At 37.1% G+C, this 23558-nt stretch carries 26 protein-coding genes; 21 read left to right on the top strand and 5 right to left on the bottom strand.

Going from position 1 to position 23558, the window contains the following annotated elements:
* From FC37_RS06800 to FC37_RS06820, 5 genes are all read left to right on the top strand, one after another.
* Positions 1-816 carry a transporter substrate-binding domain-containing protein gene (locus FC37_RS06800; RefSeq protein ID WP_025005433.1) on the top strand — a complete coding sequence of 272 codons (816 nt, stop codon included), beginning with the start codon at positions 1-3 and terminating at the stop codon, positions 814-816.
* Positions 816-1457 (top strand): amino acid ABC transporter permease, encoded by a 642-nt coding sequence (locus FC37_RS06805; protein ID WP_025005434.1) that lies wholly within the window; start codon positions 816-818, stop codon positions 1455-1457. Before FC37_RS06800 ends, FC37_RS06805 begins: the two co-directional genes overlap by 1 nt.
* A gap of 14 nt (positions 1458-1471) precedes the next feature.
* Complete coding sequence (locus tag FC37_RS06810; RefSeq protein WP_025005435.1) at positions 1472-2128, top strand: amino acid ABC transporter permease; 657 nt, start codon at positions 1472-1474, stop codon at positions 2126-2128.
* A 77-nt stretch (positions 2129-2205) separates the two neighbouring features.
* Positions 2206-3126 carry a DUF2974 domain-containing protein gene (locus FC37_RS06815; RefSeq protein WP_025005436.1) on the top strand — a complete coding sequence of 307 codons (921 nt, stop codon included), beginning with the start codon at positions 2206-2208 and terminating at the stop codon, positions 3124-3126.
* On the top strand, positions 3123-3566 hold the full coding sequence (locus FC37_RS06820) for a hypothetical protein (RefSeq protein WP_025005437.1): 444 nt from the start codon (positions 3123-3125) through the stop codon (positions 3564-3566). The genes FC37_RS06815 and FC37_RS06820 overlap by 4 nt, the downstream gene beginning before the upstream one ends.
* A 169-nt stretch (positions 3567-3735) precedes the next feature.
* Here the strand turns inward: FC37_RS06820 and FC37_RS06825 are convergent, their stop codons facing one another.
* Positions 3736-5037 (bottom strand): extracellular solute-binding protein, encoded by a 1302-nt coding sequence (locus FC37_RS06825; RefSeq protein WP_025005438.1) that lies wholly within the window; start codon positions 5035-5037, stop codon positions 3736-3738.
* Between the two features lie 154 nt (positions 5038-5191).
* Here FC37_RS06825 and FC37_RS06830 point away from each other — a divergent pair, with 154 nt between their 5' ends.
* The 8 genes from FC37_RS06830 to FC37_RS10585 all read left to right on the top strand — a co-directional run bounded on the left by FC37_RS06830 (position 5192) and on the right by FC37_RS10585 (position 12366).
* Positions 5192-5995 (top strand): DUF4931 domain-containing protein, encoded by an 804-nt coding sequence (locus FC37_RS06830; RefSeq protein WP_025005439.1) that lies wholly within the window; start codon positions 5192-5194, stop codon positions 5993-5995.
* 85 nt (positions 5996-6080) lie between these two features.
* Positions 6081-7007 carry a ribokinase gene (gene rbsK, locus FC37_RS06835; protein WP_025005440.1) on the top strand — a complete coding sequence of 309 codons (927 nt, stop codon included), beginning with the start codon at positions 6081-6083 and terminating at the stop codon, positions 7005-7007.
* Entirely contained in the window at positions 7007-7699 is a 693-nt protein-coding gene (gene rpiA / locus FC37_RS06840) for a ribose-5-phosphate isomerase RpiA (RefSeq protein WP_056945570.1), read from the top strand. The genes rbsK and rpiA overlap by 1 nt, the downstream gene beginning before the upstream one ends.
* Before the next feature lie 151 nt (positions 7700-7850).
* The gene (locus FC37_RS06845) at positions 7851-9866 is read left to right on the top strand and encodes a KUP/HAK/KT family potassium transporter (protein WP_025005441.1); all 2016 of its coding nucleotides are present in this window, start codon (positions 7851-7853) and stop codon (positions 9864-9866) included.
* A gap of 119 nt (positions 9867-9985) precedes the next feature.
* The gene (locus tag FC37_RS06850) at positions 9986-10912 is read left to right on the top strand and encodes a nucleoside hydrolase (RefSeq protein WP_025005442.1); all 927 of its coding nucleotides are present in this window, start codon (positions 9986-9988) and stop codon (positions 10910-10912) included.
* Positions 10912-11637 (top strand): GntR family transcriptional regulator, encoded by a 726-nt coding sequence (locus FC37_RS06855; protein WP_025005443.1) that lies wholly within the window; start codon positions 10912-10914, stop codon positions 11635-11637. Before FC37_RS06850 ends, FC37_RS06855 begins: the two co-directional genes overlap by 1 nt.
* A 101-nt stretch (positions 11638-11738) precedes the next feature.
* A complete protein-coding gene (locus tag FC37_RS06860; RefSeq protein WP_025005444.1) occupies positions 11739-11978 on the top strand; it encodes a hypothetical protein in 240 nt (79 codons plus the stop codon).
* 205 nt (positions 11979-12183) lie between these two features.
* On the top strand, positions 12184-12366 hold the full coding sequence (locus FC37_RS10585; RefSeq protein WP_198995868.1) for a hypothetical protein: 183 nt from the start codon (positions 12184-12186) through the stop codon (positions 12364-12366).
* 66 nt (positions 12367-12432) lie between these two features.
* Here the strand turns inward: FC37_RS10585 and FC37_RS06870 are convergent, their stop codons facing one another.
* The 3 genes from FC37_RS06870 to FC37_RS06880 form a co-directional block, all read right to left on the bottom strand.
* Positions 12433-13251 carry a Cof-type HAD-IIB family hydrolase gene (locus FC37_RS06870; protein WP_025005445.1) on the bottom strand — a complete coding sequence of 273 codons (819 nt, stop codon included), beginning with the start codon at positions 13249-13251 and terminating at the stop codon, positions 12433-12435.
* Positions 13252-13383: 132 nt separating this feature from the next.
* The gene (locus FC37_RS06875; RefSeq protein ID WP_025005446.1) at positions 13384-13737 is read right to left on the bottom strand and encodes a bacteriocin immunity protein; all 354 of its coding nucleotides are present in this window, start codon (positions 13735-13737) and stop codon (positions 13384-13386) included.
* Positions 13738-13742: 5 nt separating this feature from the next.
* Entirely contained in the window at positions 13743-14507 is a 765-nt protein-coding gene (locus tag FC37_RS06880; RefSeq protein ID WP_056945571.1) for a DeoR/GlpR family DNA-binding transcription regulator, read from the bottom strand.
* Between the two features lie 296 nt (positions 14508-14803).
* Between FC37_RS06880 and FC37_RS06885 the strand changes: the two genes are divergently transcribed.
* From FC37_RS06885 to FC37_RS06915, 8 genes are all read left to right on the top strand, one after another.
* Complete coding sequence (locus FC37_RS06885; protein ID WP_025005447.1) at positions 14804-17200, top strand: phosphoketolase family protein; 2397 nt, start codon at positions 14804-14806, stop codon at positions 17198-17200.
* Between the two features lie 63 nt (positions 17201-17263).
* Complete coding sequence (locus tag FC37_RS06890; protein ID WP_025005448.1) at positions 17264-18112, top strand: patatin-like phospholipase family protein; 849 nt, start codon at positions 17264-17266, stop codon at positions 18110-18112.
* A 336-nt stretch (positions 18113-18448) separates the two neighbouring features.
* Entirely contained in the window at positions 18449-18928 is a 480-nt protein-coding gene (locus FC37_RS06895) for a CPBP family intramembrane glutamic endopeptidase (RefSeq protein WP_162148727.1), read from the top strand.
* A 258-nt stretch (positions 18929-19186) separates the two neighbouring features.
* A complete protein-coding gene (locus tag FC37_RS10815) occupies positions 19187-19882 on the top strand; it encodes a hypothetical protein (RefSeq protein ID WP_236697295.1) in 696 nt (231 codons plus the stop codon).
* A 42-nt stretch (positions 19883-19924) separates the two neighbouring features.
* Positions 19925-20176, top strand: coding sequence for a GHKL domain-containing protein (locus FC37_RS10820; RefSeq protein WP_236697296.1), 252 nt, complete (start codon positions 19925-19927; stop codon positions 20174-20176).
* A gap of 8 nt (positions 20177-20184) precedes the next feature.
* Entirely contained in the window at positions 20185-20967 is a 783-nt protein-coding gene (locus tag FC37_RS06910) for a LytR/AlgR family response regulator transcription factor (protein ID WP_025005450.1), read from the top strand.
* A gap of 195 nt (positions 20968-21162) precedes the next feature.
* Positions 21163-21429: a hypothetical protein gene (locus FC37_RS10825; protein ID WP_236697297.1), complete on the top strand. Its 267-nt coding sequence runs from the start codon at positions 21163-21165 to the stop codon at positions 21427-21429.
* 9 nt (positions 21430-21438) lie between these two features.
* Positions 21439-22206, top strand: a complete 768-nt coding sequence (locus FC37_RS06915; protein WP_236697298.1) for a CPBP family intramembrane glutamic endopeptidase — start codon at positions 21439-21441, stop codon at positions 22204-22206.
* Between the two features lie 50 nt (positions 22207-22256).
* Here the strand turns inward: FC37_RS06915 and FC37_RS06920 are convergent, their stop codons facing one another.
* Complete coding sequence (locus tag FC37_RS06920) at positions 22257-23063, bottom strand: Cof-type HAD-IIB family hydrolase (protein WP_025005451.1); 807 nt, start codon at positions 23061-23063, stop codon at positions 22257-22259.
* Positions 23064-23558 lie beyond the last annotated feature (495 nt).

Here is a 23558-nt window from a genome sequence, read left to right on the forward strand (position 1 = left end):
ATGAAAAAATTAAGAAAATATCTTTTCTTACCTTTACTAGTGCTGCTGGCTTTCACTTTATCAGCCTGTGGCCATAAGGATCAGAATGTTTACCAAAAGGTAGAAGCAAATAAGCATATTGTTTGGGGCGTTAGAGCAGATACCAGATTGTTTGGTTTGACCAACGTTAAGACCGGTAAGATTGAAGGTTTTGAAATGGACCTGGCTAAGGCTTTAACTAAGCAAATGTTAGGTAAAAAGGGTACTGCAAGTTTTGTTACTACTACTGCCAACACTAGAATTCCACTTCTTAAAAACGGTAACGTGGACGCGGTTTTAGCAACTATGACCATTACGCCAGAGCGTGCTAAACAAGTAACCTTCAGTAAGCCATACTTCCCAGCTGGTTCATCTTTGCTTGTACCCAACAATAGCAAAATTACCAACGTTAAAGATTTGAATAATAAAACTGTACTTGCCGTAAAAGGAACTACTGCAGTTGATGATGTGCATAAGTCAGCACCAAAGGCACGTGTGCTTCAATATGATGACTATGGTCAAGCGATGTCAGCACTTAAGGCTAACCAAGGTGTGGCTTTGACTACTGATAATGGTCTTCTTGCTGGTATCGCCCAAGAAAACAAGGGCTACAAGTTAGTCGGCGGTGTTTATAGTGATGCTCCTTATGGTATCGCTGTTGACAAGGGTCAAACTGACATGGCAAATCACATTGACAAGGCTCTTAAGCAGCTTCAAGCAAATGGTACTTACAACCGTTTGCTCAAGAAGTGGTTCGCAGGAATTCCTGGTTTTAGTCTTAAGGGGGTATTGAAATAATGTGGCAAATTATTACCAATAACTGGGGCGCTTTTTTGACAGGTTTTTGGAATACTATTTTATGTAGTACCATAGCCCTGGTATTCAGTTTGATTTTGGGTGTGTTCTTCGCTCTGCTTGAAGTAGCTCCGCCAAAATTTGGCCGCGTGATTGCTAAGATTTACATCGCAATTTTCCGTAACATTCCATTGCTAGTTATCGTAATGATCTTTTACTTGATCGTTCCGCGTTACATCGTTAAGTTGTCAGGTTTCCAAGCCGGTACAATTGGTTTAACACTTTATACTTCAGCCTTTATCGCTGAAACAGTGCGTGCCGGTATTAACTCAATCGGTGAAGGTCAAATGGAAGGTGCCCGTTCAAACGGTATGACTTATGTGCAAGCAATGCGTTACATTATCTTGCCTCAAGCCATGAAGATCGTGATTCCACCACTTGGCAACCAATTTGTAAACTTAGTTAAAAACTCTTCAGTTTTGGCCTTTGTAGCTGGTTTTGACTTGATGTATCAAGCACAATTGATCGCATTTTCAACTTTCCAAACCATTGATACATATATTATCGTAGGTCTTTTCTACTTGATCTTGACTTTGCCACTCAGCTACTACATGCGTCATCTAGAAAAGAAATTGGCTAAATAGGAAGGGGATAGAAAATGGAAACTTTTATTCATGCTTATTCATGGGTCGATATCCGCTTCTTATTACAAGGTCTTTGGGTAACGATTTATGTATCACTTATTTCAATTGCGCTTAGTTTTGTAGTGGGTTTGATCTTAGGTTTGATCCGCTACATGAAGATTAAATATCTTTCAGCAATCGTTGGCTTTATCATTGATATTATCCGTAACTTGCCATTGCTTTTGATCATCTTCTTTACCTACTTTGGTTTGCCACAATTAGGTATTGTCACGAATCCAACGTCGGCTTCGATTACGGCTTTGGTAATCTTCGAAGGTGCAATGTTGGCCGAAATCGTTCGTTCAGGTATCGGTTCAGTTGATCCAGGTCAAATGGAAGGTGCCCGTTCAAACGGTATGTCTTATGGCCAAGCAATGTATCACGTTGTCATGCCACAAGCTTTGCACAACATGATTCCTGCACTTTTGTCACAGTTCGTATCACTGGTTAAGGATACTTCACTTGCAACGATCATCGTGTTGTCAGAACTTCTTTACCACGCACAAATCATCTACAGTCAAAACACGACTTACTTGATTCCGATGTACGTGATCATCGCTGTAATGTACTTCATCATCTGCTTCTGCTTATCACAAGTGGCCAACTACTTACAAAAGAAGTACAACAATTAGTGGTTATAATCTTATTCAAAAAACTAACTCATGCTACTATGGTGGTAAGGGTTAGTTTTTTTATTAGGAAAAATATTATGGGCGTAAATGAACAATTAACCGACCGTGAACGGGTCGAATTAACTAAGAAATCTTATGAATATTTGCAATTAGGCGATAGCATAACGATTGGCCAATACCATGTTGGCGTTGTTTGCCGGGTAGAACATGCTAAAGACGGGATGAGTGCGTTCGTCATTAGTAATCTTAGTGAAATTACGATCCTGTTTAAGGGATCTTATGGTATCAAAAAAGGCACGCCGCAGACTTGGCGTGATGAATGGTTTAAGACGAATATCCCGATTTTAAGAGCGATGCTATCAAACGAAAGACGCATTCCGAGTCAGTTGAAGACGGCCAGTAAGTTCTTGAATCATGTGATTAGTCAATTTAAAGGAAGCAGATTCTATATTTATGGCCATTCACTGGGATCAATTAACGCACAGTTTGCTTTGGCTAATTGCAGTCATCCGGAGGTGATAGCGGCAGCTTATTTGTATGAAGGTACCAATATTTGGTTATTGCTTACACCGAAGGAGAGAAGACGTGTAGTACAGATGCGCGAACGGATTTTTAACTATGTGGATATTTATGATCCGGTAACTTTGGGCATTACGGAAACGCACCATATGGTTGGTAAGTTATGCTATGTTGATAGTGAGCCAATGCAGCCGATTAAGCAGCACATGTGGGGCGGCTACCAGTTTAATCCGGATGGCAGCTTGAAGTTGCGTAAGATTGACCAGGCGTTTTTAGCAGAAAGCCGCAGTGAGCATAAGCTGCTTAGCCGGTCGGGTGAATTGACGGACTTTATCGAAAAAATCAGCTCTAGCGATGAGATTAAGAAGATGGCAACGGAGAAGATAGATGAGCTGACGAAGCGTTATCCAGATCATAAGAGTCTGGTGAAGTTGGCTGAACTATTTAAGAATGAATTGTTAAAGGATGAAGATAAGTGAAACTAGATGAATTAGCAGCAAAGCAAGTAATTAATGATAAAGTGATTGATCATTTCGATGAAGATTTTTATGGCGACTTTTATGATTTCTTCGTGAACTTTATGAAGTTCAAGGAATTGACGGGGCAAATGAAGAAGGACCCTGATGAGGTGGAGTTTGTCTTTTATTTGAAGAACGATGATGATCATTATGGTTATAAGTTGGTTTTTGATCATGATTTACGGTTTTTGTCCGAGGAGTCGGATATTAGTGCTGCAGTGCTTGGAGCAGAGTCGGTGGAAGATTTTGAGAAGAGTAGGGATGCGGCGATTAAGGAGTTTGCACAGAAGTTTAGTGCGGAGAATCAGCATGATTTGATTCAGAATTTTAATGTGGAGATTGGTAAGCTCTTTGATCAGTATGATTTGGGTAAGGATAATACTTGCTATGTGTTGAGGTAGAAAATATTTCCCAGTAGTGGGAATTTTGCAGACTAAATTTGGATTTAATGGTTTAATTTAAAGTAGGCTTTGAGTGAATAATTCAGAGTCCGACATTCTGACCACATAAAAAAGGGCATCCCTTCTTTCCTTGGGGGATGTCCTTTTAATTATCTAAATTAGTCTATCTTTATTGCTTCCAAGAAGCGTCAAGCTTAGCCTTACCAGTCTTAATATCACTGGTCCAGTTTTGACCCTTGCTTGCCTTAGCCAAAATATTTTGCATATTTACATTAACTTGGTCATATGCAGTAATTGAGTTCTTAGTTACAGGTAAGAAGTAAAGCTTCTTTGAAGTCTTAGACAAAATTGCAGGAATCTTGCTGTTCTTAGCTTGTTGGTAAGCTGAGTCGTTCAAAGCAGCAGTGTTAACTGGCATGTAACCAGTTTGCTTTGCCCAGTAAAGTTGTGATGACTTAGAAGTTAAAAACTTAAGGTACTTGAATGCGGCAGCCTTTTGCATTGCGCTAGCCTTCTTGAACATGTAGATGTCAGTACCTTGTTGTACATTCATTTGACTTGGACGAGCAGCTACGCCGTAAACGTAACCCTTCTTAAGACCTTGCTTAAGGTAGGCTTCGTTAGCAGTTGAACCGATGAACATGGCAACTTGACCATTGTTAAATGGAGTTGACATGTACTTTTGTGTACCAGCTTGCATGAAGTAGCCAGCCTTAACGCCGTTAGCGTAGTAGTTGATGGCTTTTACAGAATCTTTAGCAGCAAAGTTCAAGTTCTTGTTGAAGTCCTTGCCGTAAGTTTCCTTCATTTGCATCATGTAGTAGTTGTTAAGTGCGTCAAAGCCCATACCGCGTACCTTGTGGTGACTCTTACGGTAGATTTCAGCAGATGCACTAGCAAGTTGACTCATGTTGCTTGGTACCTTTACGCCATATTTATCAAGCAAAGTCTTATTGTAGAAAAGTACTTCAACAGACTTGTTAAATGGTACACCGTATTGAGTACCGCCAATGTTGGCACCATCCCAAAGTGCCTTCTTAATTCCACTGTTCTTGTATGAGCCCCAGCCGACTGACTTGTTGTTAACGTATGGAGTTAAGTTAACAAGCATGTTGTTCTTAGCCGCATTGTAAAGCCAACCTGGGTAAGCTTGCGTAATAGTTGGCAAGTCCTTTGGTGATTGCAAACCTGAAACAAGCTTTGCTTGCAAGTCAGAGTAGTTACCACCTTGGCTTTGCAACTTAATATGAATGTTGGGATTTTTCTTTTCAAAGTCATTAGTTAACTTCTTTAAAGCACTTTGAGAAGTACCAGTTAATGAGTACCAAAAGTTAATCGTTGTCTTCTTGCTAATTTTAGTAGGAATCTTAGAAGAACTCTTAGAACTACTATTGTTGTTTGAACAAGCACTAAGACTGGCAACTGCTAAAACGGAAGCTCCAATTAGTGCCATTTTTTTGTAAAATTTCATTTTTTCTGCCTTTCGCTTTTTTATATTTCAAAGGTAGTTTACGCATAGATAAGCGTACTATTCACAGATAAAATATAATATTGTTCATAATTGACACCGAAATATAATGATTCTAATATTGAAAGTAAGTAAATATTTTTAGCAGGTGGAAAATATGGACAAAAATCCTTTAGTATATGAATATTCAATCGGTAAACGTAAGCCTTATGATTATGATTATGGTAATCGTCAGGGTAACCAAAATGCAGGTTGCCCCTTCTGTGACGTTGCACATTTAACCAATATCTATGAAAAAGATGGGGATAAAATTTGGTTAAAGAATAAATATCCAACTTTACAGGATACTGACCAAACAATTCTGATTGAATCAAGCGATCACCAAGGTGATATTTCAACTTATACACGCGAAGACAATCAAGAATTAATGAAGTTTGGACTGAAATGTTTTCAAAAGATGAATAACTCAGGCCGCTATGAAAGTGTTCTTTGGTATAAAAACTTTGGTCCTAAATCTGATGGTTCTTTAACGCATCCCCACATGCAGATTGTTGGGCTTTACCATAAAGATGGCTATCACGATATTGGACCTGACAATTTCAAAGGCTTTGAGGTTGGTCGATCTGGTTCAGTAGAGATGAATCTTTCAGCTTATCCGATTCAAGGCTATCAAGAAGTAAATATCTTAACTCAAGATAATACCAATTTAGAAACGTGGGCAGATTTAATCCAAAAAGGTGCACAATATATGCGTTCTGTTTTGTCACACGGTGTAGATTCATACAACTTATTCTTTTATCCGATTAATGATGGCAAAGGAACTTGCTGCAAGATTATTCCACGTTTTTATGCCTCACCATATTTTGTTGGCTATAAGATCTCGCAAGTCGATGATTCCGATACTTTAAAATGGGAAGCAGAGCGACTTAAGGGCTTCGTCAATGGCGGTATTTTACATTAAAATGTCAAAAAACGCATTCGCGAGATTGAATGCGTTTTTTTGATATAATTGAAATGATTAAATACATTTCTAAGAAGGGATGCTCATGAAGAAGATTGTAGTTATAGGTTCAAGCAATGTTGATACTACATTGCACGTAAAGGACTTTCCAAAACCAGGTGAAACAATTAATGCCACAGAAATAACCTCTGCTGGTGGTGGTAAAGGTGCAAACCAAGCTATCGCTGCGGCTAAAAGTGGCGCAGAGACTTATTTTATTAATCGTGTCGGTGAAGACAGCGAAGGCGGTTATATCACCCATCAATTGAAGAGCTATGGCGTTGACACTACCTATGTTCAAACCACGATGGGAAGCAAGACCGGTCATGCTTATATCACGCTTAATGAAGCAGGACAAAATGATATCATTATTGATCATGGTGCTAACTATGAATTAACTGTAGAGGATATTCAGGCTGCTAGTGATTTGTTTAAAGATATAGATTGTGTGATTGCTCAATTCGAGACCCCACTTGAAGCAACAATTGAGGCCTTCAAGTTGGCTAAAAAGGCAGGAAAAATCACAATTTTAAATCCTGCACCTGCTATTGATAAAATTCCGGAAGAATTGTTGCAATACACAGATATTATTACGCCAAATGAAACTGAAAGTGCCAAGATTACGGGCATCCAAATAAAGGATAATTCAACTTTGGCAACGAATGCTGAAAAGTTGCATCTTCTTGGCGTAAAAAATGTAGTAATTACGTATGGTGATAAAGGTGCCTATATCTCATCTGCAGATATTGAAACTTTGGTACCAGCTTACAAGGTTAAGGCAACTGATACCACTGGTGCAGGCGATACCTTTATTGGTTACTTGGCAAGCAATTTAAAAGCAGACTTGTCCAACTTTGAAGAAGCCGCTGAAATTGCTAGTCGAGCTTCATCAATTGCCGTTCAACGTTTAGGTGCCCAACCTTCAATTCCTACTGCCAAAGAAGTAGAAAATGCAATGGAGGACGATGAATAATGGATAAAACAGAACAAGATCGCTTGAAAAAAGAAGCTGCTGAGAAGGCAGCAAGCATGGTAAAATCTGGCATGATTTTAGGCGTAGGTACTGGTTCAACCGTTGCTTTCTTTATTGATGCTTTAGGCAAGCGCAAGGATAATGATGGCTTAAAGTTAAAAGCAATCGTTACTACCAGTAATAGAAGTAAAAAGCAACTTGAAGACTTAGGCTTTAAAGTTAGTGAATTAGCTGATGTTGATCAAGTTGATTTAACTGTTGATGGTTCTGATCGTGTTGCCGACAACTTAGACGGAATTAAGGGCGGCGGTGGTGCCTTAACCCTTGAAAAGAATGTTGCCATTAATTCTAAAAAGATTATCTGGATTGTGGATGAATCAAAACTTGTCCACAGATTAAGTGGATTTCCTTTGCCAGTTGAAGTATTGCCTATTTCTTGTGAACAAAACTTTAAGCGTTTTAAGCAAGAAGGCTTGAAGCCACAATGGCGAATGGATGGCGATAAGCGTTACATCACGCACTATGGCAACTACATTATTGATTTGGCTGCCGATCCAGTTCCAGCACCACATGGTTTAGCCGATTATCTTGACCGTACTGTAGGTGTAGTTGAACATGGTTTATTCCTTGATATGTGTGATGAGGTAATCATTGCTCATAGCGACGGCACAATTGAAGATAAGATTAAATAATAATTTTTAGCAAAAATGGTTAACTTTAACCATTTTTTATTTTGTCTTTTTTAATATCTTTTGTTAAAAATATATTTTTATTGTAAACACTGGATTAATTATCTATACTAGTGAAGATTTTATTTTTAAATGTTGTAGAGGATTATTAGACATGAATAAAATTACTAAAAAGCAAAAGATGAGTTTTGCGGGATTGTTGATTGCCATAGGTATTGTGTATGGTGATATTGGAACAAGTCCGTTATATGTAATGAAATCAATTGTGACTGAAAATGGCGGGATTGCCAACGTTAATCGAGAATTGATCGTTGGTTCAATCTCGTTAATTCTTTGGACAGTAACTTTGTTGACTACTGTCAAATATGTCATGATTGCTTTGAAGGCAACTAATCATGGCGAAGGAGGAATCTTCTCTCTTTATGCTTTAGTTAGAAAAAGAGCCAAGTGGCTGGTTATCCCGGCTCTGATTGGTGGTGCAGCTCTGCTTGCCGATGGTACTTTGACACCAGCAGTGACCGTTACCACTTCGATTGAAGGGTTAAAGAATATGCGCTTTGGTGATGTGATTCCGGTTCCTTCTCAAGAAGTTGTAATTATGATTACTATCATCATTTTGGTAATTCTATTCTCAATTCAGAGGATGGGAACCAGCGTTATTGGTAAAGCATTTGGTCCAATTATGCTGGTATGGTTTACCTTTTTAGGAGTAGTTGGCATTGTTAACTTGAGCCATGATTGGAGTCTTTTGGAAGCGATTAATCCCATTTATGCTATTCGAATTTTGTTTAGTCCAGCTAATAAAGTCGGGATCCTAATTTTGGGTTCTGTCTTCTTGGCTACTACTGGTGCTGAAGCGTTATATTCGGATGTTGGACACGTAGGTAAAGCGAATATTATGGGCTCTTGGCCATATATATTTGTTTGTCTTTCATTAAACTACCTAGGCCAAGGCGCTTGGATTTTGCATAATGCTAGCTATCATGCTGGTAATGGTGACTTCAATCCATTCTTTGAAGTTGTTCCTAGCAATTTGCGTCTTTTTGCCATTGCCTTGGCTACGATCGCAGCTATCATTGCTTCCCAGGCATTGATTACTGGATCGTTTACTTTGGTCGCTGAGGCCAGCAGTTTAAAGTTTTTACCAAGAATGAATATTATTTATCCTTCAACTGAAAAAGGACAAATTTATATTCCATCAATTAACAAAATGATCTGTGTGGTAACTGTAGCAATTGTGTTCTTATTCAGAACTTCACACCACATGGAAGCAGCATATGGTTTGGCAATTACTGTCACTATGTTGATGACTACAATATTATTGTTTGAATACTTGGGTAAAAAAGGCAAACCACTTTACTTACGCTTGATCTTTTTGATTGCATTTGCTTTTATTGAAGGGATGTTCTTAATCTCCAGTTTGACTAAATTCTTACATGGCGGTTACGTAACTGTTTTAATTGCTGGCTTTATCTTGGCAATCATGTATGTTTGGTTTTATGGAAATAAGATTCGTGATAAGCGTGAAGCTAAGAATGCTTACGTTCGTTTAGACGAGTATACAGAAATGCTGACAGATTTAAGCCACTGCGAAGATTACCCTGTTTATGCCACTAATGTTGTTTATATGGCAAAGGTTAAGTATAATAAGTTCATTAAGCGTGAGATACTTTATTCAATTTTGGATAAAAGACCTAAACGTGCTAAAGCCTATTGGTTTGTTACTGTCAATGTAACAAACGAACCATATACCGCAGAATATGCAGTAAATACGTACGGTACTAAGAACGTAATCAACGTTCAGCTTTATCTAGGTTTTAGAAAGCAAACTAGCGTTAACGTCTACTTACGGCAAATTGTTCATGAATTGATTGCAGATGGTACTATTGAGGCTCAACTACAAAGATTCACTACTACTCCTGGTAGAGATGTAGGTGACTTCTCCTTCGTCATTGTTAATGATGTAATTAGTCCATTAACTAAATTGACTGGTTATGAGAAGTTTATGGTCGAGGCTAGAGTCTGGCTGCAAAATCTATCTTCTAACCCAGCTTCTTGGTTTGGTTTAGAGTATGCAGATACAGTGGTAGAACGAGTACCATTGATCTTAGGCAAGCATCAAGAAAGCTATATTAAGCGAATTAAACCTAAGAAACAAACTAAAAAGTAACTGAAAAAAGTCTAGCCAAGCTAGGCTTTTTTCAGTTAGATTAGATCGAACCACTTTTTTATTTGGTCGGTTTTTTGTTATCATAAATATACTTAATACGCTTAGAAGAGGTAGAATTTATGAATAAGAAACCTTTAATTATTAGTACAGATCCAGGAATTGACGATATTGCAGCAATGACGGTCAGCCTTTTTGCTAAAGAACTTGATGTCAGAATGATCGTGCCAACCTGGGGAAATGTTCAACTTGAATATACTTTGCAAAATACTTTGAATTTAGAAAAGTTTTTGCACACCAAGGTTCCCGTAGTAGTGGGGGCTAATCAACCATTAGTTGCACCAATGATTAGTGCCGCATCAGTACATGGTAAAACTGGTATCGCTGGCTTTGATTTTGAAGAAGCAGATCGCAGTTTGGTTAAGCCAGGCCTTGCTGCAACTGTGATGGCTGAAGAAATTAAGAATAGTCCTGAAAAAGTTACTTTACTTGGAATTGGACCGTTAACTGACTATGCTTTGCTTTTTAAACAATATCCAGAAGTAAAGAAAAATATTGATCAAATCGTGATCATGGGTGGTAACATCGGTCGCGGCAATCACAGTCCACTTGCAGAATACAATATTGCAGGAGACCCTGAAGCTGCTCAAGTTGTCTTTCACAGTGGTTTGCCAATTAAAGTGGCTCCCCTTGAAATCGGCAATAAGGCTCATTTAACCCAAGATCAAATGAGTAAGGTAAAGGAATGCGGTGAAGTCGGCAACATGCTTTACTCATTATTTTCACACATTCATGAGCCAGATGGTGATCCTCGCATTAAAATCTATGATCCGACAGCTGTGGGAATTTTACTTCATCCGGAAATGTTTACCCTGAAAAAAGCTAACGTAGAGATTGAATTGCGCGGTCAATTTACATATGGTGCAAGTGTAATTAATTTTATGGATCAAGAACATGCTAATGCAGAAATTGCAACAGATGTAGATCTAGAGCAATTTTCAAAGTGGTTTATTGATAGTATTAAAAATTCTGATCAAGGAAGAGAATAATGGCAGATTATGTTTATCGGACAGTAATGCAGGATATTAAACAAAATATTTTAAATAATAAATATAATGGGATGCGGATTCCCGATGAGCGTAGTTTAGCTAAGCATTATGACGTTAGTCGTTCATCGATGAAACGAGCCCTAGAATTATTGGCCCAACAAGGGATCGTTTTTAAAAAGCGAGGTAGTGGCACGTTTATTAATCCACTGTATTTGAAAAATCAGGCGATGTTTCGTTATGACGGCTCGAACTTGGGAATCACTGATAGTTTTAAGGTGCCTGGTAAAAAGCAGCAAATAAAACTGTTAGATTTTCAGGTGATTAAAGCTACCAAAGAAATTGCGGAAGACTTATTTTTAAATGAAAATGCTTTTGTTTATGAATTCAAGCGCCTGCGTTTACTCGATGAACAGCCATTTTTGATTGAAACAGGTTATTTACCTATTAAAATTATGCCGGAATTGAAGCCTGAAACGTTGCAGAGCTCTTTATTTAATTATTTGGAAGATGAACAAAGCAAAACTGTAACTAAGGCATTTTTGAATATTACAGTTGAGCCTTCGAATGCTGAAGATCAAAAGCAGATGCATTTAAAAGAAAATGAGCCAGTTGGTGTTATGGAAGGTATTTTCTTTTTAGATGATGGAACGCCGTTTGAAGTGTCAAACATGCGAGTTCATTATCACTACATGAATTTCAATACTTTTGTTAATTTGGGGAAATAGAAATATTATATGAAGCAGCCATTTAATGACTGCTTTTTTTTGACTAGCGTAAATATGATATAATATTAGTGGGAAATCCCACGGAAAGAGAGGGCTTAATTATGCAAGTCGTTAATAATTACATTGCTCATACAGATAGTAAAAAGAGAATAACATTACGTAAATCTAAATTTAAATATTATGATGTTAAGGAATATGATAATGGATGTTTAGTTTTAGAACCTAGAGAATTGGTTAAGCCAAAAGATGTTTCAAATAAGGCTCTGGAAGTAATGGATGAATCTATTGCTAACTTTGAGAAAGGAAAAGTGTCTGCTCCAGTAGACTTATCAGATTTTTAGAATGCGGTTTAAAATCAAAATGGGTATTCCCCAGATGGCTGAATTATGGCAGGAATTACAGGTAAGTTATCGGAATGGTTCAATTAGTAAAAAAGATACAGTTTTATACAAAAAATGGGGAAAAGCATTAAAATCGCTATCTGAAGATCCTTAATATCCTGGATTACGTACTCATGAAATATCTTCTTTATCAGCTAGATACGGCATGAAAGTTTGGCAGTCTTATTTAGAAAATAATAATAGTGAAGCTCGGCGAATGTTTTGGGTTTACGGCCCTAATCGAAGAGATATTACTATCATCGGATTAGATCCCCATCCAGAAAGTAGAAAAAATGGTGCATATAATAGAGTAGAATTGTCTAAATTTGCCAAAATAATGTATTGTTAGATAGTTAAAAGGTGCATAAGTGCGAAGAAAAAATAGGACTTTTATTGTGAAAGTCCTATTTTCTTTTTACTCATTCAAATATTTATCTAGCACTTGCAAAACACCATCATCATTATTGCTTGGTGCAATATATTTAGCGACTTTTTTAAGTGCAGGTTCAGCATTTTCCATAGCATAGCTATAGTCGGCGAGTTCCAGCATTTCTTTGTCGTTCATGCCATCGCCAAACGCAATTAATTCACTAGGCTTAGCATCGAAGTAACGTAAAAAGTATTTTAACGCGATACCCTTGTTGACGCTATAAGGAACGATATCCATTAGCCCGAATCCACTTGAAGTACAGTGGATTTTTTCTGCGTGGTGGGCATTGAATTCCTTTTCTAATTCTGCTGAAAAATCATATCGATAACTCAAAGTTAGTTTAGTAATTTGATCATGGGGACTTACGGCGGTCATTAAGTCGGGTACTTCCACACGATCAGGATAGTAGAAGTTCATGGTTTGCTTAAAGGCAGGGGATGCATCCATCGTTGTATATGAGTTATTGATGCCAGTGACGATGACGGAACTCTCAGGATAATGAATTTGAATAAATTCTAGTAATTCCATTGTAGTTTTGTGAGTTAATAGGTGAGTGCTGATAATGTTGTCATCTTGAATAAGAAGTGATCCATTGTCGGCAATCATGTCAATTCTATCTAAAAATCCAGTGAAATCTTTTCTCAAACGAGAATATGGTCGACCACTTGAAACAATAAAGTGGGCTTTATTTTCATGAATTTGATCTAAAATTCGGTCAAATCTTTTATGATCAAAAGTTTGATTATCACGCATGAATGTACCATCCATGTCTACGGCAATAACTTTAAAAGGTAATTTGCTCATGTAATTTGTCCTCTTTTTATAAAATCTATATCTTTTCTATTTATTTACTATTATAAAGTAAAAAGCCGAGTAAATGTTCTACCCGGCTTTTTGGATTTCATTTTTTGATCTAGAGCAGATACACTGTTCACTTTAGATCTTAACAAATTGTTCTGCTGAATCAATTGGACTTAAATAAACGTAAGAAAGATTTAAATATTTTGTTTTTTCTATTAAGTTTTTCATTATTTTTTCTTGATCAAGGGTTAAATGTAAATGATTCAATGCTACCTTGGCTTGAATATACATTACTAACTTACTTGTATATTCAAGTGGATGGTCATTACTATCGAATTTGTTAATAACCAGTCCAATAGCATCGCGAATAGGACGATAGCGTCCAATATTCATTTCATTATAAATATTGCTGAAAAAACTATTATAGAAATTTTTTAAATCTTGATAGACCTCTTTGGTATCTGAGTTATGTTTAAAAATGCCGAACATCATAATCACTCCTTTAAAACCGGTAGGATTTGTGTTTTAGGATTAAACCAACTTCTCTGCTCATTGGTTAAAGGAGTATCTGTTATTAAGACATCCACCTTGTCCAATGGAGCAGACATATATGGAGAAGATGAATCGTTAGTGAATTTATATTTTTCTGCTACTAAAACAACTTGATTAGCGCGTGCAATTGCCGTACGTACAACTTCTGCGTCTTCCATTTTTGGCGCATATACACCATCTGGTCTAATACGAGAAGCGCCAATGAAAGCTGTATTGAAATGAATCTTACAAATTGTTTCAAGAGCGACTTTTGAGTAAATGTAGCGCTGCGACTTGTTGATTAATCCGCCTAGCAATCTAACAGAAGGGACTTCGGTTGTTAACATGCTTAAAGCATTGTCGATTGAATTAGTAACTACTTGCATATCGATACCGTTAAGCATGGGACAAAGTTGTTTTAGAATTGTTGAAGAACCAATAAAATCACATTGACCAGGATGAACGAATCGTTTAGCTTTTTTTGCCATTTTCAATTTAATTGGTGATTGAACTTCATTTCTAGTTAAAAAATCAGGTACGCTATTTTGATTGACCTCCATCAGCCCGCCGTGTACTCGGATTGCCTGTCCAGTTGTCGTTAAATGAATTACATCACGACGTGCAGTATCAAAAGATACATTAAAATGTTGGGCAATTATTCTAGTTGAAAGCTGATGTTTTTCTTTCAATAGCTTTTTGATTTGAATTAATCGTTCTTCTTGAGTCATTTTTCTCTCTCCATGAATTAGTCTAGCATTTTTACAGGTAGCCGTATTTGTTTGATCAGCATTTTGCATTTATTTATCAGTACTTTTAAGTATATCAAAACATAAACACTTATATTTCATTATAAAAAACTGATTAGTTCAAGGATAAGGCTATTCTGATTTAAATCTAAAGACTTATTTAAATTGGTAGGATCCAATTATAAAAATGATTGACTTTTCATCAGTAATTGGTATGATATAGGTATAAAGAAAAGGATTACAAAACAGAGCGCTTAAACTTGCTCAAAGGAGGAAAAATGACGAATTACGATTCAAAAGAATACTTAAAGAGCGTCGATGCTTACTGGCGTGCTGCAAATTACTTATCTGTTGGACAACTCTTCTTAATGAAGAATCCATTGTTAAAGCATAAGTTGGTTGCTGAAGACATAAAGCCCAAGCCTATTGGTCACTGGGGTACTATTGCTCCACAAAACTTTATTTATGCACACTTGAACCGTGTACTTAAGAAATATGACTTGGATATGTTCTACATTGAAGGCTCAGGTCACGGTGGCCAAGTAATGGTTTCAAACTCATACCTTGATGGTTCATATACTGAACGTTATCCAGAAATTACCCAAGATGAAAAAGGTATGGCTAAATTATTCAAGCGTTTCAGTTTCCCAGGCGGTGTTGCTTCTCACGCTGCTCCTGAAACTCCAGGTTCAATCCATGAAGGTGGGGAATTAGGATACGCTTTATCTCACGGTGTTGGTGCAGTTTTAGATAATCCAGATGTAATTGCTGCTGTTGAAATCGGTGACGGTGAAGCTGAAACTGGCCCGCTTGCAGCAAGTTGGTTCAGTGACAAGTTCATCAACCCAATTACTGACGGCGCAATATTACCAATCTTGCAAATTAATGGTTTTAAGATTTCTAACCCAACTATTGTTTCAAGAATGAGCGATCAAGAATTGACTGAATACTTCCGCGGTATGGGTTGGGATCCACACTTTGTTTCAGTATTTAAGGGTGGCCGTTTCGATGGTGAAAAGGATCCAATGCAAGTCCACGAAGAAATGGCTAAGACCATGGACGAAGTAATCGAAGAAATCAAGGCCATTCAAGAGCATGCTCGTGAAAATAACGATGCAAGTTTGCCACACTGGCCATTGATCATCTTCCAATGCCCAAAGGGTTGGACTGGTCCAAAGAAGGATCTTGATGGTAACCCAATTGAAAACTCATTTAGAGCACACCAAATTCCAATTCCTGTCTCACAAGGTGATATGAAGCATGCCGACATGTTGACTGATTGGCTTGAAAGCTACAAGCCTGAAGAATTATTCAACGAAGATGGTTCACCTAAGGAAATTGTTACTGAAAACACTGCTGAAGGCGACCACCGTATGGCAATGAACCCAATCACTAATGGTGGTAAGGATCCTAAGCGCTTGAACTTGCCAGACTACCGCGACTTTGCTCTTAAGTTTGACAAGCCAGGTTCAATGGAAGCTCAAGACATGGTTGAATGGGCTAAATACTTAGATGAGGTTGCTAAGCTTAACCCAACCACTTTCCGCGGCTTTGGTCCTGATGAATCTAAGTCAAACCGTTTGTTCCAACTTTTGGATAACCAAAAGCGTCAATGGGAACCAGAAATCCACGAACCAAATGATGAAAACATGGCTCCAAGTGGTCGTGTGATCGATTCACAATTATCAGAACACCAAGATGAAGGCTTCCTTGAAGGCTACGTATTAACTGGTCGTCATGGCTTTTTCGCAACTTACGAAGCATTTGGTCGTGTAGTAGACTCAATGCTTACACAACACATGAAGTGGCTTAGAAAAGCTAAGGAACAATACTGGCGTCATGATTACCCATCACTTAACTTTGTTGCTACCTCAACTGTGTTCCAACAAGACCACAACGGTTACACTCATCAAGATCCAGGTATTTTGACTCACTTATACGAAAAGAATCGTCCAGATTTGATTCATGAATACTTGCCATCAGATACTAACACTTTGCTTGCTGTTGGTGACAGGGCCTTTAAGGATCGTGAATGCATCAACGTTTTGGTAACTTCAAAGCAACCTCGTCCGCAATGGTTCTCAATTGAAGAAGCTCAAAAGTTGGTTGACAAGGGCTTAGGCTACATTGACTGGGCTTCAACTGATAAGGGTGCAAAGCCAGATGTTGTCTTTGCTTCAACTGAAACTGAACCAACTATCGAAACTTTGGCAGCCATTGACATTTTGCACGACAAGTTCCCAGATCTTAAGATCCGTTACATCAACGTTGTCGACGTGATGAAGTTAATGTCACCAAAGGACAACAAGAATGCTATTTCTGATGAAGAATTTGACCGCTTATTCCCAAAGGATGTTCCAGTAATCTTTGCATGGCATGGCTACAAGAGCATGATGCAATCAATCTGGTTCGACCGTAAGCGTTACAACGTTCACATCCACTGCTACGAAGAAAATGGTGACATTACCACTCCATTTGACATGCGTGTCTTGAATCACCTTGATAGATTCGACCTTGCAAAGGACGCTGTTGAAAGCGTTGCTAAGTTAAAGGGTAAGAACGCTGACTTCATTAGTCACATGGATGATTTACTTGAAAAGCACCACCAATACATTCGTGATAATGGTAAGGATATGCCAGAAGTTACCGAATGGAAATGGAAGGGCTTGAAGTAATTTCTAAATAAGAATAAATTAGACCTATGTCGAAAAACATAGGTCTTTTTTGTAGGGGTAGATATGAAATCAGGTTTAGTACTAGAAGGCGGAGCCATGCGTGGACTTTTCACCGCGGGTGTGCTCGACGTCTTAATGGAAAATAATATAAGTTTTGATAGTGCAATTGGCGTTTCGGCGGGTGCAGCGTTTGGCGTTAATATGAAGTCAGAGCAGATCGGACGAGTATTGCGTTATAATCTGCGTTTTACGGGTAAGCCGTATTACGCTAGTTGGAAGTCATGGCGCAGATCAGGCAATTTATATGCCGCTAACTTTTGTTATCACGTTTTACCAGATAAGTTAGATGTGTTTGATAAAAAGACTTTTATGGCTAATCCAATGGACTTTTGGTGCGTGGCAACGGATGCCGCAACAGGTGAGCCGGTTTACCATAAGTTGAGGGATGCGGGGTATGTAGATTTAGAATGGATCAGAGCATCATCATCCATTCCATTTTTTGCCCATCCTGTAGCTATTGGCGGTCATTACTACTTTGATGGCGGCGTTTCAGACTCGATTCCATATGGCTTTTTGAAGAAAAATAATTTTGATAAAAAGATCGTGATTACAACGCAGCCTAAGGAGTACAGAAAGAAGCAAAGCAAGCTTTTTCCGGTTGAAAGGGTATTATTGCGTGAGTATCCAGCTGTGCTTGATAAATTGGCTACAAGAGCGGAAGACTATAACGCCGTGTTAGATAATATTGAAGCGGATGAAAATACTGGAGAAACTTTCGTCATTAGACCGCCAGAGGCATTAAATATTGGAACGCTTGAGCAAGACAAGAATGAAATTAAGCGTGTCTATTATGTGGGACGGCAAGAGGCAGAAAAAGTTTTGCCAGGCTTAATTAATTATTTGAATAATTAGAAATAGGAAAATGAATTAGCTTTAAGCAGCTATGTAGATTTAGATGATGAGAATGCAAGGAAAAGAAATAGCTGGAAGATGCTAGTCAGCTTTGTGGTGTTAACGGTAATATATGCGTTATGGCCGCTAGTATCGCATTTATCAAGGCTCTGGTATATCAAGGATTTATTGATAATTGTATTAACCCTAGTTTTAGCATCGTTATTGCTGCATTTGTGTCGTACCGCTAAAGTATTACAAACAAGAATGCAGTCTGGAAAAGCACAAAAAATTTGGAGCTGGATTTTATTGATAGTGGGTGTGCCATATATCATTTCGATTCTGCTGGCGTCTATTATGCAAATTACTCATATGGCGATCAATAAAATTATTTCGATGTTTGTGATAGCGTTGATGGCAGGGGTAATCGAAGAATTGCTGTTTCGCGGCTTGCTTTTTAATAGCTTATTAAGCTTCTTTTATCACAACAAGAATCGGTTCTTGATAGCTGGGTTGATCAGTTCAATCTTATTTGGCTGTATGCACTTAATTAACTTCACGCACCAACCGTTACAATCTACTGTTGGCCAAGTCATCTTCGCTTTTACTACCGGAATAATTTTGATATATTTGCGCTTATTATCGAATAATATCGTTTGGTGTATGGTATTACACTTCTTCATCGACTTTAAACCTGTGATTCTTACTTCTAATACAGGCTCGCATAACATTTCACTTGTCAAAGTCTTCTTAGCAGTTTTGCCATTAATGATATTGGCAATAATTTGTCTTTGGTTGTTTAATCGGCATTATGTGCAAACAAATAAATATAATTAATAATCACTATCATTTCGGTAGTGATTATTTTTTGCCCAAATTTGATTGAAAAATAACCGAATTTGAATCAGTACAATTATACCTTTGCAAATAATGCTAAAGTGAAGAGTAATAAATAGTAGGAGGAAAAGGGAAATAAATATTTCATCATACGATCTAGGTTATTACACAGGAGCGGTAGTTCTTGTAGTACTAGAGCTAATATTTTTTTACGCTATTACTAATGTCAAATTTAAAAAGCGAGATTTAATATTTGCATTGGTCGTTTTTATTTGCAATCAAGTAATTGCAGAGTATATCTCAGAATGGAGCAATATTATCAGTCCCGTTACAACTATTGCTCTTTATTACTGTTACTTTTACAAACGAGCAGGTAAGTTGTTAACTGTTGCAGCAATTACCTTAATTCACTCGGTTTTAATCTTAACTTATTTAATGAGCAATTATGTTTTTTCCTATTTGCCAATAATTTTTGCTTTCTTGTTTTATCCGGTAGTTTTAACTATTTTGTATCTAATTTTGAAAAAATGGCGTTATCAGATTCATCAATTTTTAACTAATGAAAATCGCCGGATTGCTGACTGGCTAGTAGTCTATCTTTATGCTTGCGCATTAATTGTCAATATTATGCGAGTGCCAGAAATCAAATTACCAGCTGAAATTTTTGGGATTTTGATCATGGAAATGCAGTCTCTATTTATTGTGGCAGTCTATATTGCAAGTGTACAGCTACAGAAAAAATTGTTAAAAAAGCAGGAACAGCGCAACTTTAAGCTCTATTTACATGATTTAGAAGATAGTGAAGATCGTTTGCGCAGATTTAAGCATGATTATTTGAAATTACTAGCAACGATGCGGACAGTAGCTGTGAATAATCATGATCAAAAATTAGTTCAAGAATTGGCACAGTATACGGAAAAACAGATTAATGATGAAAATAGTTGGCATTTTTAAAATTTGAATCACTTACATAATGATGCACTTAAAAGTTTGGTTGTGAATAAACTAGCCCAAGCTAATGAATTAGGAATCAAGTATTCTTTTGAATGCGAAAAAGAGATTAAAGTTTTACCTAAAAACGTGAAATTGTTTGATTTAGTGCGGATTATTGGCATCGCCTTTGATAATGCTATTGAAGAAAGCGAGCAATTAGCTAATGTTCAAGCAATAAATGATCAATATGACAACATGTTTATTGAATATAGTGAAAAAGATAATTGGTTTAATTTTACTATGGTAATTGACTAGGAATAGAAATGAAATATAAAGTGATTATTTGTGATGATGATCTTGCGCAAGCAAGTAATTTAGCTTTGAAATTGGGAATTGCGGCAATGATGCAGCCCGAAGAAGTTGAACTTGAAATCGGTACGACTGCTCAAAATGCAAATGAGGTCTTGAACTATCTAAATGAACATCCCTTAGACGGCGGAATCTATTTTTTAGATATTGAATTAGGCGATAACCAGGACGATATAAACGGTGTGGATCTAGCTGAAGAAATTACAAAGTTAGATCAGCGAGCACAAATTGTTTTTGTAACTGCTTATGACGAATACATGGAGTTGACCTATCAACGGCGTATCGGGTCGATTGACTATATCAACAAAAGTAATTCTGATTTGCAGCAGCGATTGAATGAGACGGTACGGGATGCTGTAAATAATTTAGCTAAGGCTAATTTTAGCAAGAAGATGACGTTTTCTTATCGTTTAGGCAGGATCATTCGCAACGTTAATATTGATGATATCTATCATATTTCAACAACCAGGGCACCACACAAGCTGTGTTTGGTGCGTAATGATGGCACTGCCGAGTTTGCAGGCGATATTAAGAACATTGATCAGCAAAATGAGTTTTTAAAGAAAGTATCACAATCATATTTGGTAAATCCGAAAAATATTGCACAAATCAATTTAAAGAAAAAGGAGATTAGCTTTCCTAATGGGGATGTAATCAAGTTTTCTCGTCGCTATACCTATGTGATGAAAGGTATGATAAACACTTATAATTTGAAACAAAATAGTTACCGAATTTGACTAAAAATTAACCGGATTTGAAGTTATATTTCTGCCTTTACTAGAAAGCTAGATAATAATCTTGAGATAAAGGAGAAAGAAAATGAACTTAAGAAAGTGGAATATTTACTTCAGATGGGAAATAGCTATCGTCATCCTGCTTTGGGTGGTGTATGGCAATTTTAAGTACATCTAGCTACAGCAGGACTATGTATTGTGGTTAGTATTTTACCAGTGCTGGTTTTAGCTTTTAATTGGTTAAAAAAGAAGTCAGCAGTCACTCGCTGGTTAGCAATTATAATCATGCCTGCAATTTTATCGGTGACGTGGTACATACTTTTTCACAATATTTTGTGTTATGTCAGTTTTAAATTAGGCATTATCGTTTTATTTGGACTTATTTTGCTAGTAATGGACTTACCAGTCGCAGTGGTAGCGATAGGGCAAATGCAAAATTGGTTTGGCCGCTTAATTGCAGCTTGATACTTTGACATGGTGCTCTTGTCATCGACAGCGATTGAATTAAAGCCGCAAAGGATTAACGTCTTGATTTCTTTCGGTTTGATGGCTGGAGTAGCTGCATTTTTAGCAGCAATGCTGATTGCAAAATGTTGGGGCTTTAGCTTCAATCCTGATTTAAAATGGCATAAGTCTAGTAACTGGTCGAATGTGACATTTATCTTATTACTTCTATTCTGTATTGTCTTTGCCTTCTGGGCAGAGTTTTGCGAAAAAGGAAATAATCTAGTAGAAATCTTATTCAAACCAGATTTTGATCCGTTGAAACCAACTTGGGCATCGTTTTGTAGAGCCTTAGAAGCAGGTGTCTTTGAAGAAACCAACCGCTATTTGACGATCTTAGCTTTGATAGTTGGCTTTGCTAACAGTAAATATCGAGTTCAGATCACTGTGATTGTTAGTGCGGTTGTCTTTGGCTTGTTGCATTTTACTAATTTAGGCGGTCAGGATTTTGCGGCGACCTTGAACCAAGTAATCTATGCCGCAGCGTTGGGCTTAGTTCTAGCTATCCTATATTTATATACTGGCAAATTGTGGTTACCGATGCTGTATCACTTTGGCGTTGATTTTTTGAATTATGCAGTTAATGGTGGAATTAAAGCACAGGTTTGGTCAGGCACTCTTAGTGATTGGGTCAGCTCGCTTGTTTCAATTGTAGTTCCAGTAGCTATTGCGATTTGGATGATGACGGGCAAGAGAAAATTAGTCATATATGAAAATATTGAGCGCTTGTTAGGCTAGAATAATATAAAAAAACAGGATTTAGCATATGCTAAGTCCAGTTTTTTCGTTTATAAGAATTTTTCAAAAGCCTTACTAATACCATCTTCATCATTTGAAGCAGTAACATAATCAGCGTGTTCTTTAGCGACTGGACTGCCGTTACCCATGCAGACCGCTGTTCCTGCAAATTCAAACATCGTTAAGTCGTTACGCTCATCACCAATTGCCATTACTTCATCTGGCTTAATTCCTAATTTTTCAGTTAATTCCTTTAAGCCGTTATCTTTGCTGACGCCAGGATGCAATAATTCAAGAAAACATGAATCAGCGCGAACTACATATAAATCCTTTTCAAATTCTTGGCTAATTTTTTCTTCCCATTGATCAATTAATTGTTCTTTGCCTACAAAGCATCCCTTAGCTATTTCAAAATCAGCAGGCAATTCATCCGGCTGGCGAATATATAATGTAGCAGAATTTTCGTAAGCTTGTGTGTAGATCATCAAATCAACGTCATGATCTCCAGTAATGATCTTTGAATCAGGAGATACGACATTGAATGGAATGTGATGTTTCTTACCGAAATCGTACATTTTGCGATAAAACTTGTTTGAAACCAAATCTTCAGTCATAACTTGACCATCTGCAGTTATAGTAATTGCACCATTTAGAGTGATTGCATATTGATCAGGCCCAACTATGCCTAATTCATCCATAAAATGTTTTAAACCTGCGATAGGACGACCAGAGCATAATGCGACTTTAATTCCTTGATCTAATGCCTTTTTAACTGCTTCTTTCGTGCTAGGTAAGATTTTACCGTTTGAATCAAGCAAAGTTCCATCTGTATCTAATGCAATAAATTTAATTGCCATAAAGAGCTCCTTATTTTTGGTAATCGCTTTCATTATACCTAAACATGAAGCGTATGAAAATGAAATATTTTGCATACATTTAATATGTATATAAATAATAAAATAAATAGCATATTTCTTGACAAACTAAATTGGCATGTAAACTTTTTGCTTGAACATACGCTATAAAGGGCACAAAAATATTTCATTTGATTAAATATGCTAAAAAAATATCTGAAATATATTTCAGGCGATGAAATATTATTTTAATACCTTGAAACAGCTTTTCAGCTTTTTTAAAAACGCTTACATAAAAGAAAAACTATGGTATAAATAAGAATGTAAGCTAGCTGCTGAGATAGAGATAAATCTGAATTTGATATCACTTAGATTTTCTATCTTAATCAATTATCTAGAGGAGAAATATTTAGATAAGATCTAGTTGTATGAGCACCTTGCAACTAGTTAGATTTGGTGAAATAGATTAGGTGTAATACAAGAAACAATTGATTTAGT

The organism is Lactobacillus gallinarum DSM 10532 = JCM 2011, from assembly GCF_001434975.1.
Classification (GTDB): domain Bacteria; phylum Bacillota; class Bacilli; order Lactobacillales; family Lactobacillaceae; genus Lactobacillus; species Lactobacillus gallinarum.

Coding starts and splice junctions, on each gene's coding strand:
- rpiA (WP_056945570.1), top strand. CDS start 7,007: ATGGATAAAACAGAACAAGATCGCTTGAAAAAAGAAGCTGCTGAGAAG.
- FC37_RS06915 (WP_236697298.1), top strand. CDS start 21,439: ATGGTGCTCTTGTCATCGACAGCGATTGAATTAAAGCCGCAAAGGATT.
- FC37_RS06895 (WP_162148727.1), top strand. CDS start 18,449: ATGCAAATTACTCATATGGCGATCAATAAAATTATTTCGATGTTTGTG.
- FC37_RS06880 (WP_056945571.1), bottom strand. CDS start 14,507: ATGACTCAAGAAGAACGATTAATTCAAATCAAAAAGCTATTGAAAGAA.
- FC37_RS06825 (WP_025005438.1), bottom strand. CDS start 5,037: ATGAAATTTTACAAAAAAATGGCACTAATTGGAGCTTCCGTTTTAGCA.
- FC37_RS06805 (WP_025005434.1), top strand. CDS start 816: ATGTGGCAAATTATTACCAATAACTGGGGCGCTTTTTTGACAGGTTTT.
- FC37_RS06920 (WP_025005451.1), bottom strand. CDS start 23,063: ATGGCAATTAAATTTATTGCATTAGATACAGATGGAACTTTGCTTGAT.
- FC37_RS06810 (WP_025005435.1), top strand. CDS start 1,472: ATGGAAACTTTTATTCATGCTTATTCATGGGTCGATATCCGCTTCTTA.
- FC37_RS06830 (WP_025005439.1), top strand. CDS start 5,192: ATGGACAAAAATCCTTTAGTATATGAATATTCAATCGGTAAACGTAAG.
- FC37_RS06815 (WP_025005436.1), top strand. CDS start 2,206: ATGGGCGTAAATGAACAATTAACCGACCGTGAACGGGTCGAATTAACT.
- FC37_RS06910 (WP_025005450.1), top strand. CDS start 20,185: ATGAAATATAAAGTGATTATTTGTGATGATGATCTTGCGCAAGCAAGT.
- FC37_RS06845 (WP_025005441.1), top strand. CDS start 7,851: ATGAATAAAATTACTAAAAAGCAAAAGATGAGTTTTGCGGGATTGTTG.
- FC37_RS10585 (WP_198995868.1), top strand. CDS start 12,184: ATGAAAGTTTGGCAGTCTTATTTAGAAAATAATAATAGTGAAGCTCGG.
- rbsK (WP_025005440.1), top strand. CDS start 6,081: ATGAAGAAGATTGTAGTTATAGGTTCAAGCAATGTTGATACTACATTG.
- FC37_RS06860 (WP_025005444.1), top strand. CDS start 11,739: ATGCAAGTCGTTAATAATTACATTGCTCATACAGATAGTAAAAAGAGA.
- FC37_RS06850 (WP_025005442.1), top strand. CDS start 9,986: ATGAATAAGAAACCTTTAATTATTAGTACAGATCCAGGAATTGACGAT.
- FC37_RS06870 (WP_025005445.1), bottom strand. CDS start 13,251: ATGAGCAAATTACCTTTTAAAGTTATTGCCGTAGACATGGATGGTACA.
- FC37_RS06890 (WP_025005448.1), top strand. CDS start 17,264: ATGAAATCAGGTTTAGTACTAGAAGGCGGAGCCATGCGTGGACTTTTC.
- FC37_RS06800 (WP_025005433.1), top strand. CDS start 1: ATGAAAAAATTAAGAAAATATCTTTTCTTACCTTTACTAGTGCTGCTG.
- FC37_RS06885 (WP_025005447.1), top strand. CDS start 14,804: ATGACGAATTACGATTCAAAAGAATACTTAAAGAGCGTCGATGCTTAC.
- FC37_RS06855 (WP_025005443.1), top strand. CDS start 10,912: ATGGCAGATTATGTTTATCGGACAGTAATGCAGGATATTAAACAAAAT.
- FC37_RS06875 (WP_025005446.1), bottom strand. CDS start 13,737: ATGTTCGGCATTTTTAAACATAACTCAGATACCAAAGAGGTCTATCAA.